Origin of the sequence: Marinobacterium rhizophilum DSM 18822, assembly GCF_000378045.1 — a bacterium.
Classification (GTDB): Bacteria; Pseudomonadota; Gammaproteobacteria; order Pseudomonadales; family Balneatricaceae; genus Marinobacterium_A; species Marinobacterium_A rhizophilum.
The window spans coordinates 240,271-253,896 of sequence record NZ_KB899092.1; the positions used below are offsets into that span (position 1 = coordinate 240,271).

Sequence of the window (13,626 nt, forward strand, 5' to 3'; positions counted from 1 at the left end):
GCTGCAACACCCTGCCCGACAGGTACAGTACAATTCTTTTTCAGCGCCCGGCCCCCGTGCCGTGGCGCTGATCTTTTTTATAAGGAGCTCAGAATGGCGATCTATCAGTACGACGGTCAGGTGCCGGACATTCACGACGACAGCTATGTGGCGGATCAGGCCACGGTGATTGGCAAGGTGATCTTGCGCCAGGGCGCCAGTGTCTGGCCCCAGGCGGTGCTGCGCGGTGATAACGAGACCATCGAGATCGGTGTCGGCAGCAATGTACAGGAAGGCGCGGTGTTTCATACGGACATGGGTTTTCCGCTGACCCTGGCTGCGAATGTGACCGTTGGCCACCAGGCCATGTTGCACGGCTGCACGGTGGGCGAAGGTTCCCTCATCGGCATTCAGGCGGTGGTGCTCAATGGCGCAGTGATTGGCAAGAACTGCCTGGTGGGGGCAGGGGCACTGGTCACCGAAGGCAAGGTCTTTCCGGATAACAGCCTGATTATCGGCAGCCCGGCCAAGGTTGTCAGGCAGCTTGACGAGGCAACCATCGCCGGCCTGCGCGCCAGTGCCGAGCACTACGTCGAACGGGCGAGACAACACAAGACAACTCTCAAGCGGATCGACTAGACGCGCTTGAGGGTTTGCCCTGCGGAGCTTTTTGCTTCTGGATAGGCGGTCAGTGAGTCACTAAGCGGTCAGTGTCGGCAGAACCGCATCGCTGGGCAGGATGGCGCCGCGATGCTGGATAACCTGGGCGGCCAGACGGTGTGCCAGGCGGGCACTGGCTTGTGGCGCCAGGCCCGACAGTCTCCCGGCCAGGTAGCCGGCATTAAAGGAGTCGCCGGCACCGGTGGTATCCACCGGCTTGATGCCAATCTCGGCGGGGACACTGAGTCGATCGGTCGAGATCAGGCATCCTTCGCTACCCTGCTTGATCAGGACTTCGGCAGCGCCGAGTGCCTGCCAGTGCGCGATCACCTGGTCGGCATCGTCCAGGCCGTGCAGCAGATGCTCGTCATCCAGGGTGGTAAGTACCGTTGCATGACAGGCGGCGATCTCGGCCATGGCCGCGGCGGCCTCTGTCGCGGATGACCAGAGCGCCGGTCGGTAGTTGGGATCAAAGACGATGCGTGCCTGGCTGCGGCGCAGCATGTCCATCAGGCGCTGACGTGCATCCGGCGCCAGGATGGCCAGGGATATACCCGACAGATACAGCACATCATAGTTGGCAAGGGCGTCAAGCAGCGCCGTGCCGGCGGCACCGTCGAACATCGACCGCGCGGCTGACTGTTGGCGCCAGTACTGAAACCAGCGCTCGCCGCTATCATCGTTCTCCACCATGTAAAGGCCCGGAGAGCGGCCCGCCAGGATCGATATCAATCGGGTATCCAGACCACTGCTCTGAAATTGCGCCAGCATGCGCTGGCTAAGGCGATCATCACCCAGGGCGGTGATGTAGCTGACGTGGGCGCGGGACCCCAGCAGTTGCTTGAGGTAATAGGCGGTGTTGTAGCTGTCGCCGGCAAAGCCCTGGCGATACAGGCCATCCCCGGCGGGGGCCAGCTCCACCATGCATTCGCCGATACAGGCGACAGAGGGCAGGCTCGTCGTCATGGCTGCCGGCTCCCAAGTACATAGCGCTTGATGGCCAGTTCCGCACCGCGCAGTTCTGCCAGGCCTTTCATGCGGCCCAGCGCCGAGTAACCCGGTTTAACGGCTTTTCTCAGGTCGTCCATGATCTGGTGTCCGTGGTCGGGCCGCATGGGAATAGCGGGCAGGTCGCCGGCCTGTTCACGGCGCTGTTCTTCTTCCAGCAGGATGCGGATCACATCGATCAGGTTGGCGTCCCCAGCCAGGTGCGAGGCTTCATGGAAGCTGCCTGGCGTCGCTTCCCGTTCGGTGGAACGCAGATGGGTAAAGTAGATGCGATCGGCGAAGGTGCTGGCCATGGCGCAGAGGTCGTTGTCTGCCCGTACACCGTAGGAACCGGTGCAAAAGGTAATACCGTTGGCCTGGGAGGGCACCTGTTCGATAAGCCACTGCACGTCTTCGCGGTTCGAGACGATGCGCGGCAGGCCGAGGATGGGTCGGGGCGGATCATCGGGGTGAATCGCCAGGCGCATGCCGCATTCTTCGGCTACCGGGATGATGGCTTGCAGGAAGAGCCTGAGATGCTCACGCAGCCTGTCCTTGTCGATATCCTGGTAGGCCGTCAGGGCATGCTGGAAGTCGTCCAGGGTATAGCTTTCTTCGGCCCCCGGCAGGCCGGCGATGATGGTGGCCACCAGCTTGCTGTGACCGTCGGGCGACAGACTTTCCAGGTAGGCGCGTGCGGCGGCCTGCTCATCGGCACTGTAACTGGCCTCAGCGCCCGGGCGTTTGAGAATATACAGTTCAAAGGCGGCAAAGGCGATCTGGTCAAACCGCAGGGCGCGGGAGCCGTCGGGCAGCTCGTAGGCCAGATCGGTGCGTGTCCAGTCGAGCATGGGCATGAAGTTGTAACACACGGTGCTGATGCCACAGGCCGCCAGATTGCGCATACTTTGCTGATAGGCGGCAATGTACTGGGCATAGTTGCCGCAGCGTCGCTTGATGTCTTCGTGGACCGGAATGCTCTCCACCACGGACCATTGCAGACCCGCCGCCTCGATCATGGCCTTGCGGGCCTGGATGGCCTCCAGCGGCCAGACGTCGCCGTTGGGAATCTCATGCAGTGCGGTCACGATGCCGGTTGCGCCCGCCTGGCGGATGTCGCTAAGGGTAATGTCGTCACTGGGTCCGAACCAGCGCCAGGTATGTTCCATGTTGTGATCCTTTAATCGGAATGTGCGGTCAGCTGCTTGAGCAGTTCGGGCAGGGGGCCCTGCTGCAGAGCGCTATAGGCATGGCTCAGAGCCTCCTGAAACCGGCTGTTGGCTGCGAGCGCGGGGGCAAAGATATCGTCCTGGGCCAGGAAGGCAGCGAGCAGCTCCTGCGGCTGGTCACGATGGCTTTCAGCCAGTGCCAGAAGCCGCGGGGCCAGCGGGTCATTGAGTTCGCGCCGCTCGCTCTGGGCCTGCTGCACGTGGTTTATCCAGGCGGCAATGCCAAGCGCCGTACAGGCAATAGGCCGATGCGTGTCGAGCAGGACCTGGCAGCCATCGAGCCAGCGCTGGGGCAGCTTTTGCGAACCGTCCATGGCGATCTGGTGCAGCTGATGCTGCAGGCTGTCATTGGCGAAGCGCTGCAGCAACCGCGTTGCGTAGGCCTGCAGTTCTGCCGGGTCAATACCCTGCAGCGTGGGTACGGCTTCGTGCAGCATATAGTGATGCAGAAAGTTGCGTATCGCGGGGTCTTGCATGGCCTGGGCCACGGTCCGGTACCCGGCCAGCGGGCCCAGATAGGCCAGCAGCGAGTGGCTGCCGTTGAGCATGCGCAGTTTCATGGTTTCAAAAGGCGTTACATCGTCCACCATCTGTACGCCCACGCATTCCCACTCGGGGCGCCCAAGGCTGAAGTTGTCTTCCACCACCCACTGACTGAAGGACTCGCAAATCACTGCTGTCGGCTCCGTGCAGTCGAGTTCCCGTGCCAGGCGCGCAAAGTCCTCAGGGGTCATGGCCGGTACGATACGGTCCACCATCGAACCCGGGAAGCAGACGTGGGTCTTGATCCAGTCGTGCAGCTCGGGGTCTTGCCGGCTGGCCAGGGCAAGCACGGCGGCCCGGGTACGGCGGCCGTTATGGGGCATGTTGTCGCAGGACAGCACCGTAAAGGGCGCGATACCCGCCAGGCGCCGCCGCCGCAGAGCTTCAAGCAGCAATCCCGGTGCGGTTTTGGGGCTCTGGGGCCGGGCCAGGTCGTGCTGGATAGCCGGATCATCCAGGCGCAACCGCGCCACACTGGGTTCCAGGTAGTAGCCCTTTTCCGTGATGGTCAGGGTGACGATACGGGTGTCGGGTGCCGCCAGGCGTTGTAACAGTGTCTCGCGCCCGGCGTCAGACCCCGCGAACAGGGCTTCTTGAATGGCGCGGATTTCGCGTACGCAGGCCTGTTCGCGGCTGCGGTATTCCACCACCGGGTAGCGGTACTCTGCTGCACTGAGCTGGTCAACCAGGGTCTGGTTGGCGCGAATATTGGCACTGCAAATGCCCCAGTCGCCCCCTTTTAGCGCCAGGTACTGCTCCAGGTACACCGCCTGGTGGGCGCGGTGAAAAGCGCCGAGTCCCAGGTGGACGATGCCCGTTGCCGTGGAATCGGTAGCGCGGCTGCTTGCGATGCGTTCAATCTGCATTTTGAATAGGTCCTGGTTTTAAATCGTCAGTCCATCAAAGACGGAAGCCACAGCGAGATGGAGGGTACATAGGCCACCAGCAACAGCACCAGCAGGTTGCAGATCAGGAAAGGCCAGATGGCGCGCACTACCTTGGTGATCGGCAGTTCGCCGATGCCCGCGGCAACAAACAGGCAGACACCGACCGGCGGGGTGGTCAGGCCAATCATCAGGTTGAGTACCGCCATGATACCGAAATGGATAGGGTCCATGCCGATGCCTTCGGCCACCTTGAGCAGGGTCGGGAACAGGATGATGAGTGCGGCGATGGTTTCCATGAAACCACCGACCAGCAGCAGCACCAGATTGATGATCAATATCACAATGATGGGATTGCGGCTGATATCAAAGATCGCCGAGGCCAGCATCTGCGGGATCTGCTCACTGGTCAGAATCCAGCCGAAGAGGTTGGCCATGCCTACCAGGATAAGCAGCGCCGAGGCACTGAGGGCCGTATCCAGCAGCAGCTTGGGCAGATTGTTCCAGCTCAGGCCCTTGTAGACGAACATGCCGACAATGAACGCATAGAGACTGGCGACAATGGAGGCTTCGGTGGGGGTAAAGAGGCCGCCGATGATGCCGTAAAGGATAATGAAGGTCATCAGCAGCGCCCAGAAGGCACCGCGGCCGACACTGAGAATCTGCCGCAGCGATGCGCGCTCTTCGCGCGGATAATTGCGCCGCACGGCGATAATGTAGGTTGTCACCATCATGGCCAGACCCATCAGCAGGCCCGGGATGATGCCGGCCATGAACATCTTGCCGACGGAAATGCCACTCAGGGACCCGACAATGATCATCGGCACGCTGGGGGGAATGATGGGTCCCACGGTTGAGGATGCGGCCGTCACGGCGGCGGCAAAGGGCTTGTCATAGCCGCTTTTGGCCATGCCCGGGATCATGACTGCACCAATGCTGGCGGTATCGGCCACGGCGGTACCGGAAATGCCGCCGAAAATCATCGAGCCACCGACGTTGGCAAGGCCCAGACCGCCACGGATGTGGCCGAGCAGGGCGTTGCTGAAGCGAATGATATAGTCGGTGATGTTGCCGACGTTCATCAGGTTACCGGCCAGGATAAAGCCTGGGATGCACAGCAGCACAAAGGTATCCATGCCGGCGTAGAGGCGCTGCGGCACGATGGTCAGGGGAATGCCGGCCAATGTCAGGTAAACCAGAGAGGCAATACCAAGGCAAAAGGCAATGGGGACGCCCAACACCAGCAGCACAAAAAAAATGGCGAACAGCAGTATTACTTCCATTATCGGGCTCCGGGGCTGCGCAGATCGTTAAGAGCGCTTATCGCACCCAGGGCGCTGTAAACAGCGGTCAGCGCAAAAAACACCACCATCGATAGAAAAACCCATACCATGGGCACTTCCAGTGCGGGGGAGGTCTGCCATCGGCCAATCATGGCGTATTTCCAGGCATAGGGCAGAATGTACACCGCAAAGGCGCCGGTCAGCAGATGACACAGGGCCTGATAAACGGCCTGGTTGCGGGGTGACAGGGCATGCTGGAACAGCTCCAGTCTTACGTGGCGGTTCTGGCGTATGACCAGCCCGGAACTCAGTACGATCAGATAGATAAACAGGTAGCGTGACAGCTCCTCGGTCCAGACCGGGGAGCTGGGCAGCATAAAGCGCGAGACGACCTGCAGAATCACCACGGCGGCGATGGCCAGCAGTGCGGTGATCGCCAGGAAACCGAACAGTCGGTCCATCCAGCGCAGGCAGCCGCTCAGCCAGTGGACGGCTGTGCGCTCGGGCTTGCTGGCAGTCGGGTTGCGGGGTTTGGTCGACACACCCATCTTGTTCTCTCCGAAAGAGGCCCTGGCAGGCCAGGGCCCCGGTTATCACCCGATCAGATTTTATTGAACAGTTCGATCTGTTCCGGGGTCAGCGATTCCATGACCGCGGCCCGGGCCTTGGTTTTAAACGCTTCTGTATCGACCTCGATCAGCTCCATGCCCTTGCTCTTGAGGGTGTCGGCCAGCTGCTGCTCGTCAGCGGCAAACATGTCATGCTCGTAGGCCTGCATTTCGGCGGCGGCATCCCAAACGATCTTTTGCAGGTCGTCTGGCATGCTGTTCAGCTTGTCCTGGCCAATGACGACATAGATCCAGCTGCGCACATGGCCGGTGAGGTTGACGTATTTCTGCACTTCAAAGAAGCTGGCGCTGTTGATCAGGCTCAGAGGGTTTTCCTGGCCATCAATGGTATTTTGCTGCAGGGCGGTAAACACTTCGCTGAACGCCATGGGAATCGGCTTGGCGCCCAGGCGTTCCCAGGTCTTGACGAACAGCGGAACGTTGGGAACGCGCAGCTTGAGTCCGTCCAGCTCGTCCGGGGTACGGATCGGGCGGTTGGATGTCAGGTGGCGGGCGCCGCGTTCAAACCAGGCGAGCGGCACCAGTCCTGCGCGTTCGGTAATCTGCTCGCTGATTTCGCGGCCGACCTCACCCTCGACTGCGCTGCGCAGCTGTTCGGAGTTGGTGAACGCATAAGGGACTGCCAGCAGCGCAGCCTTGGGCGCCCAGTTTTGCAGTGACTCGCCGGTAATGGTCATGTCTGCAGTACCCAGCTGAATGCTATTGATGACATCCATTTCCTTGCCCAGCTGTTCGCTCGGGTATACCTGCACGCTGATTCGGCCCTCTGATTTTTCTTCAGCGGACTGTTTGAATTTCAGTGCCGCCTTGTGCCAGATATTGTCTTCATTGGCCGGGTGGCCGAGCTTTAGCGTGAAATCGGCTGCGTTTGTGATGGATGCAAAGACGATTGAGCTTGCAATCGCCGCTTTGAGAAGGGTTTTGAACATCGTGAGTCTCCAGTTTTTGTTTTTGGCTGGTTGCGAACATGTCGCGTTAGCCCTTCATTTCAACCAGCACCTTGCGGGTGAGGCTGGGATGATCTTCGATGAGGCTGATCGCCTCACACATTCCATTGAGCTCGACGCGATGGCTTATCAGGGCACAGGGGTCCAGTCGGCCATCGGCGATCATGTCGAGCACCTCGGCAAAGCGGCCGTTATTGAGTCGCGAGCCGACCAGGGTCAGTTCTTTCTTGATGACTTCGAGCTGCACCAGATCACTGGGTGTAGCCGTAAATCCCAGCAGGCCGATACGACCGGCCGGCGAGGCGATCCGCAGCATCTGCGGCAGCAAAGCCGGGATGCAGGCGGCGTCCGCGATCAGTGGCACGCCTTCAGCTGCCGTCAGCTCGCTGATCCGGGCTTCCAGGTCCTGTTCCGCGCTGTTGATGGTTTCGCTGGCACCCAGTGCTTTGGCGGCTTCGAGCCTTTCGTCGATGATATCGGAGACAATAATCCGCTCGATGCCAAGGGCCCGCGCTACCTGCACGATGGTCAGACCGATCACGCCGGCGCCATACACCAGCAGCGTATCGCCCGGCAGTGGAGCCATGCGGTTCAGTACATTGGAGGCGATGGAGTAGGGTTCGACCAGTGCGGCCTGTTCCAGCGTAACAGTCTCAGGCAGACGGATGACATTGCCGGCCGGCACGCAGCTGTACTCGCCAAAACCGCCATCGCGATGTACCCCAATCACCTGCAGCTTGCTGCATACATTGGGCCGACCGATGCGACAGGGGTAGCAATGACCGCAGCTTACCACCGGGTCGACACACACGCGGTCGCCCACCTGTATACCTTCTACCGCGTCGCCCACGGCAGCAACGGTGCCGGAATATTCATGTCCGGTGATGCGCGGGAATTGCACGAATGGATTTTGACCGTGGATAATATGCATGTCGGAGCCGCAGATACCGGCGAAAGCCGTACGGATCAGCACTTCCTTTTCTTTTACCGCGGGAGTCTGTACATCTGCCAGCGCATAGTTTTGCACGGCATTTACCTGAAATGCTTTCATTGTCTTCTCACCAGTGCCAGAGAGTGCCGTCTTCAAGCCGGTTTACCGGCAGGTAGGCTGGTTTGTAGGGGTAGCGTGCCGCCAGTTTTTCATCAATGTCCACACCGTGTCCCGGCGTTTCGCCCGGGGTGAAATAGCCTTGCTCGAAGCGGTAAGCATGGGGAAAGACCGCGTCGGTTTCGTCACTGTGGGGCATATGCTCCTGGATACCGAAGTTGGGCACCCAGGTGTCAAAGTGCAGGGCTGCGCCCATGCACACCGGCGATAGATCCGTGGCGCCGTGGAAGCCGGTTCGCACGTGATACAGGGCAGCGAAATCGGCGATGCGACGTACGTGGGTGATGCCGCCGGCGTGGGTCAGTGTAGTGCGTATGTAGTCGATGGACTGGCTCTGAATCAGTTCCCGACAGTCATGAATGCTGTTGAACACCTCGCCCACGGCCAGCGGGGTGGTGGTGTGCTGACGGATAAGCTGAAACGCCTGCTGATTTTCCGCCGGCACGCAGTCTTCCAGCCAGAATAGGTGGTAGGGTTCTACCAGCTTGCCAAGACGCGCGGCTTCGATGGGGGTCAGGCGATGGTGCACATCGTGCAGCAGGTGCAGGTCCGGCCCGAATTGTACCCGTACGGCTTCAAACAGCCGAGGCACGAAGTTGAGGTATTTTTCGGTGGACCAGACATGCTCGGCCGGCAATTCTGAATCCGCCGGTTCGTAGCGCTGGCCTGGCACCTTGGCGACTCCATATGTCGAGGCGATGCCGGGAATGCCGCACTGTACGCGCACGGCCTGATAGCCCTGGCTGACATGGCGTTCAACTTCTTCCAGGCAGCCCTGGATATCCGTGCCGGTAGCATGGCCATATACCATCACCCGGTCGCGGCTCTTGCCACCGAGCAATTGATACAGCGGCATGTTGGCCATTTTTGCCTTGATATCCCAGAGTGCCATGTCTACAGCTGCGATTGCGGTCATGGTCACCGGACCGCGGCGCCAGTAGGCTCCGCGATACAGGTACTGCCAGGTATCCTCGATGCGCTGCGGATCGCGGCCGATCAGGGCGGGCACCAGATGATCTTCAAGATAGGCGACGACCGCTTTCTCACGGCCATTGAGGGTGGCATCACCAATACCGTAGATGCCTTCATCGGTCTCAATCTTGAGGGTGACCATATTGCGCCCGGGGCAGGTCACGATTACTTTGGCCGCGCGAATTTTCATGCTGTTACCCGAGAGGCTATGGGATTATTTTTTGGTATGCCAGTTGTCAGGGGACGGTGGCAGTTCGGTTAAGTGGGCTTGATATTGGACCAATTTTGCGGCGTGTGCAACCAAAGATACAGAATTGGTGAACCAGATGTGAATATCTTTTGAATTTAATGGTCAAATATGGCGTACAGGGCGTCATCGCCATGCTAAGATGTCATACCAATCTGCCGCTAAAAAGGGCAGTGGAACCGGTCAACATTACTGAAATTAGATACTATGGCTGAACGACTCTATCGTGATATTGGCGAGCATATAAAAGATGAAATCAGGGCGCAGGGCTTGAAACCCGGCGCCAAGCTGCCGACCGAACGCGTCTATGCGGATCAATATGGCGTCAGCCGCACGGTGGTGCGTGAAGCCTTTATCATGCTGGAAATTGAAGAACTGATAGAGGTTCGCAAGGGATCCGGCAGCTACCTGATAAAGGTGCCGGGCGATGGCCGCATGATCAAGAGCTTTGCTGAAGACATAGGTCCTTTCGAGCTGCTGCAGGCGCGCCAGGTACTGGAGAGCTCGATAGCCGCCTGTGCAGCCCAGGTGGTCACCAAGCACGATATCCAGCTGATGCAGGAGACCCTGGATCTGGAAGGCGCGGAGCTGGACTCGATCGAAAAAAGCGATGCGGCGGATCGCGAGTTCCATCTGCTGATTGCCCGCTCGACACAGAACAGCCTGTTGCTCGAAACCTGCACTCAGTTGTGGGATCTGCGTGAGCGCAGCCCCATGTGGAAAATCCTGCACTCAAGGATTAAGGATACGTCCTACCGCGGCCAGTGGCTGGACGATCACCGCGAGGTGCTCGCACACCTGCGCCGGCGCAATGCGGAGGGCGCGCGTCAGGCAATGTGGCAGCACCTGGAAAACGTGAAGGTGACACTCTTTGCACTGTCCAATACCGAAGATCCTGACTTTGACGGTTTTCTGTTTACCAGTCTCAGTCCGGGTCAGAAGCCCGGGCAGCTTTGATCGCGCATACCGTTCGCCAAGGGGCCTGAAATTACTCGTTGTATTGGTGCATAGGGAGGGCGCTGAGCGCCTTCACGCCTGGCAAGATGTGCATACGGTTACACAAGCCTGAAAAATCTGCCCCTGAGGTTGCGTTTAAAGCTTGAAATTTTGCGCCGATAGCTGACACTTCGGTGATGACGCTAAAACTACAGTCCAGCGCAACGCTGCTTGGAATCGCCATTGTCGGATTGTCGCTGTTTGCCGTGCCGCAGGGCCAGGCAGATAGCCTGCGCCGTATTGTCCATCCGGACGGGCGTATCGAATACACCAATGTCGGCCGCCCCGCGCGTGGCGACAAGGTGCTGAACACCCGCAGCGGGCCGAAAATCTACAAGTACCGCAAGGACAATGGCGTCCTGAGTTTCACCGATGCCAAGCCACCGGGCCATGTCGACTACGAGATCGTCAAGATCCAGTGCTATGCCTGTAATCCGGTGTCATCCGTGAATTGGCGCACGACGCCACTCAACATTACCGCCTATGCCCAGCTGGTTCGCCAGGCCGCCGCGCAGCACCAGGTCGATCCTGCATTGGTGCGAGCGCTGATTCATGCGGAGTCGGCTTTCAATCCGTCTGCTGTGTCCCACATGGGGGCTCAGGGGTTGATGCAGTTGATGCCGGCGACTGCTGCATCCCTGGGGGTTCAAAATGCCTTCGATGCGCGGCAGAACATTGACGGTGGTGTAAAGCATCTGGCCGATCTGTTGCAAACGTTCAAGGGCGATGCGCGCCTGGCAGTTGCAGCCTATAACGCCGGTGCCGGCGCGGTGCGCAAGTACGGCGGTGTGCCTCCTTACGCTGAGACCCAGGTGTACGTGGAACGTGTGGCGATTCTGCGCCAGCGTTATAATCAAAAGGCGGGCCTGGCCCCCTGAAAGCCCTGGAGCATTTGCGTGGTTCGCGCGCGGACCGGTGTTTTGGGGCTGGCAGTGGCCCCCTCGTTGGTTGTACCCTTAGCGCCGGTCGCGCGGGGACGTTGTTACGCCCCGCAGAATTTTTCAGGGGAGTTCGTGACGATGTCAAACCTACTGCGTATCCGCTATCCGGATGACTGGCACCTGCATGTGCGTGATGGTGAGGTGCTGCAAAAAGTATTGCCCGAAACCACGCGCTGGTTTCGCCGGGCCATTATCATGCCCAACCTCAAGCATCCCGTGGTCACCACCGCCCAGGCACTTGAATACCGCGCACAGATAGAAGCGGCTTGCCCGGCGAGCGACCCTTTTACACCGCTGATGACACTCTACCTGACCGAGAAGACCGACCCGGCTGATGTGCGCCAGGGTTTCGAAGCCGGTCATGTCGTCGCAGCCAAGCTGTATCCTGCGGGCGCCACAACCAATTCGGCGGCCGGTGTCAAAAAGGTCGAAGCCGTGTACGACGTGCTGGCGACCATGGAAGAAATTGGCATGCCGCTGCTGGTTCATGGTGAAGTGGTCGATGCAGACATCGATATCTTCGATCGTGAAGCGGTCTTTATCGATCGTGTGCTGAACCCGGTACGCAGTCGGTTTCCGAAGCTCAAGATTGTGCTTGAGCATGTCACCACCAGCCATGGCATCGAGTTTGTGAAGTCCTGCGCTGAAAACACCGCCGCGACCATTACGCCGCACCATCTGGTGATCAATCGCAACGCCATGCTGGTGGGGGGCATCAAGCCGCACTATTACTGTCTGCCGGTTGCAAAGCGTGAAAGCCACCGCCTGGCGCTGCGTGCAGCGGCGACCTCCGGGGATCAGCGTTTCTTCCTGGGAACGGATTCTGCTCCGCACCTGCGTTCTGCCAAGGAAAGTGCCTGTGGCTGCGCCGGCATTTTCAATGTCTCGGTGTGCCTGGAAACACTTGCCACGGTATTCGAGCAGGAGAATGCGCTGGACAAACTCGAAGCCTTTACGTCGTTGAATGGCCCGGCGTTCTATGGCGTTGAGCCTAACAGCGACTTTTTGCTGCTGGAAAAAACCGCTGAGGCACTGCCGCTGCCCGCGAATGTCGAGGCCCAGGGGGAATCGATCCAGGTGTTTGATCCGGGCTTCGCTCTGCATTGGCGCGTAAGGGCCGAGTAGCATGCGCCCCGTTGGCCGTTTCTGGGTTGCAGGTTAACGCGCACAGGGCGGTTTGATACCAAAAAATGCCGGCATTGAATGTCGGCATTTTTTTGTTTTCAGGGCAGGATCGCGGGTGGCTGCCCGCCAGCGGTGGCTTTAGCGTTTTTGCAGTTCGGCATTCTTGCTGCGTTCATAGTCCCTGGCAGCGCCGGCAATGGTGCCGCTGTCGCCGGTCTGAATCCACTTGCGGATGCGATTGGCGTCACCGGTGGGCGTGCGTTTGCCAAAGGAGTCCAGCATGACCATGACCACATCGCGGTTCTCGATTCTGGCCAGCATGACCAGACAGCGTCCGGCCTCGTCCAGGTAGCCGGTTTTGCTCAGGCGAATGTCCCATTTTCCGCCGCGGACCAGCGCATTGGTATTGGTATACGCCAACCGGTAGCGCGGGCTCTGGAAGTTGGCGGTAAACACTTTCGTGGTGGTGTAATCGCTAATCTGCGGGTATTTGGCGGCAGCACTGACCATGCGGGTCAGATCGGCGGCGGTGGAAATGTTGTTGGGTGACAGGCCGCTGGCGTCGACGAAGCGCGTGTTGTTCATGCCCAGTGTCTTGGCCTTCGCATTCATGGCATTAACGAACGCCTTGAAACCGCCGGGATAGTTGGTGGCCAGCGCGGTCGCGGCGAGGTTCTCGGAGGACATCAGCATGATGCGGATAACATCTTCGCGGCTGAGTTCCGAGGCGGTACGAATGCGGGAATAGTAGTTGTGGGCCAGTTTTCGGTCGTTGCGGGTAAAGGTGATGTTTTCCTTTAGCGACTGCTTGCCATCGAGGATGACCATGGCGGTCATGAGCTTGGTAATGGAGGCGATGGGTACAGGCACATCGGCGTTCTTGCCGTAGAGGCGCTTGCCGCTTTTAAGCTCGACAATGGATGCACTGGCCGAGGCCAGTTGAATGTTTTTGATTTGCTCGACTGCGGCCGGTGTTTTGGCGGCAGGTTCGCTATGGGCCATGGACAGAGATGAGGCCAGTACCAGTAACAGGGATGCGGACAGTTTTTTCATTATATTCACGCAGATGACGATGGATTCAACAATAAATACAGAT

Annotated in this window: 13 protein-coding genes; 4 read left to right on the forward strand and 9 right to left on the reverse strand. The window is 59.3% G+C overall.

The genetic code is table 11. From position 1 onward, the window contains the following. The first annotated feature begins 93 nt into the window (after positions 1-93). A complete protein-coding gene (locus F451_RS0105950; protein WP_020680442.1) occupies positions 94-618 on the forward strand; it encodes a gamma carbonic anhydrase family protein in 525 nt (174 codons plus the stop codon). 60 nt (positions 619-678) lie between these two features. Here F451_RS0105950 and F451_RS0105955 read toward each other — a convergent pair whose 3' ends face one another. From F451_RS0105955 to manD, 8 genes are read right to left on the reverse strand one after another with little or no spacing between them, the layout of a single operon-like run. Continuing rightward, positions 679-1,605, reverse strand: coding sequence for a sugar kinase (locus F451_RS0105955; RefSeq protein WP_020680443.1), 927 nt, complete (start codon positions 1,603-1,605; stop codon positions 679-681). Beyond that, positions 1,602-2,795: a mannonate dehydratase gene (gene uxuA / locus F451_RS0105960; protein WP_020680444.1), complete on the reverse strand. Its 1,194-nt coding sequence runs from the start codon at positions 2,793-2,795 to the stop codon at positions 1,602-1,604. Before uxuA ends, F451_RS0105955 begins: the two co-directional genes overlap by 4 nt. A gap of 11 nt (positions 2,796-2,806) precedes the next feature. Then, positions 2,807-4,264 carry a mannitol dehydrogenase family protein gene (locus F451_RS0105965; protein WP_020680445.1) on the reverse strand — a complete coding sequence of 486 codons (1,458 nt, stop codon included), beginning with the start codon at positions 4,262-4,264 and terminating at the stop codon, positions 2,807-2,809. Between the two features lie 26 nt (positions 4,265-4,290). Continuing rightward, a complete protein-coding gene (locus tag F451_RS0105970) occupies positions 4,291-5,565 on the reverse strand; it encodes a TRAP transporter large permease (protein WP_020680446.1) in 1,275 nt (424 codons plus the stop codon). Beyond that, positions 5,565-6,113, reverse strand: a complete 549-nt coding sequence (locus F451_RS0105975) for a TRAP transporter small permease (RefSeq protein WP_020680447.1) — start codon at positions 6,111-6,113, stop codon at positions 5,565-5,567. Before F451_RS0105975 ends, F451_RS0105970 begins: the two co-directional genes overlap by 1 nt. Before the next feature lie 53 nt (positions 6,114-6,166). Then, positions 6,167-7,123 (reverse strand): TRAP transporter substrate-binding protein, encoded by a 957-nt coding sequence (locus F451_RS0105980; protein ID WP_020680448.1) that lies wholly within the window; start codon positions 7,121-7,123, stop codon positions 6,167-6,169. 46 nt (positions 7,124-7,169) lie between these two features. Next, positions 7,170-8,192 carry a Zn-dependent oxidoreductase gene (locus F451_RS0105985; RefSeq protein ID WP_020680449.1) on the reverse strand — a complete coding sequence of 341 codons (1,023 nt, stop codon included), beginning with the start codon at positions 8,190-8,192 and terminating at the stop codon, positions 7,170-7,172. Positions 8,193-8,199: 7 nt separating this feature from the next. After that, positions 8,200-9,411 carry a D-mannonate dehydratase ManD gene (gene manD / locus F451_RS0105990; RefSeq protein ID WP_020680450.1) on the reverse strand — a complete coding sequence of 404 codons (1,212 nt, stop codon included), beginning with the start codon at positions 9,409-9,411 and terminating at the stop codon, positions 8,200-8,202. A 264-nt stretch (positions 9,412-9,675) separates the two neighbouring features. Here manD and F451_RS0105995 point away from each other — a divergent pair, with 264 nt between their 5' ends. The 3 genes from F451_RS0105995 (at position 9,676) to pyrC (ending at position 12,530) form a co-directional block, all read left to right on the forward strand. Then, a complete protein-coding gene (locus F451_RS0105995) occupies positions 9,676-10,425 on the forward strand; it encodes an FCD domain-containing protein (protein ID WP_020680451.1) in 750 nt (249 codons plus the stop codon). A 176-nt stretch (positions 10,426-10,601) separates the two neighbouring features. Next, positions 10,602-11,342 carry a lytic transglycosylase domain-containing protein gene (locus F451_RS0106000; protein ID WP_020680452.1) on the forward strand — a complete coding sequence of 247 codons (741 nt, stop codon included), beginning with the start codon at positions 10,602-10,604 and terminating at the stop codon, positions 11,340-11,342. A gap of 141 nt (positions 11,343-11,483) precedes the next feature. Further along, positions 11,484-12,530, forward strand: coding sequence for a dihydroorotase (gene pyrC / locus F451_RS0106005; RefSeq protein ID WP_020680453.1), 1,047 nt, complete (start codon positions 11,484-11,486; stop codon positions 12,528-12,530). A gap of 138 nt (positions 12,531-12,668) precedes the next feature. Here the strand turns inward: pyrC and pbpG are convergent, their stop codons facing one another. Beyond that, the gene (gene pbpG, locus F451_RS0106010; protein WP_026291544.1) at positions 12,669-13,583 is read right to left on the reverse strand and encodes a D-alanyl-D-alanine endopeptidase; all 915 of its coding nucleotides are present in this window, start codon (positions 13,581-13,583) and stop codon (positions 12,669-12,671) included. Positions 13,584-13,626 lie beyond the last annotated feature (43 nt).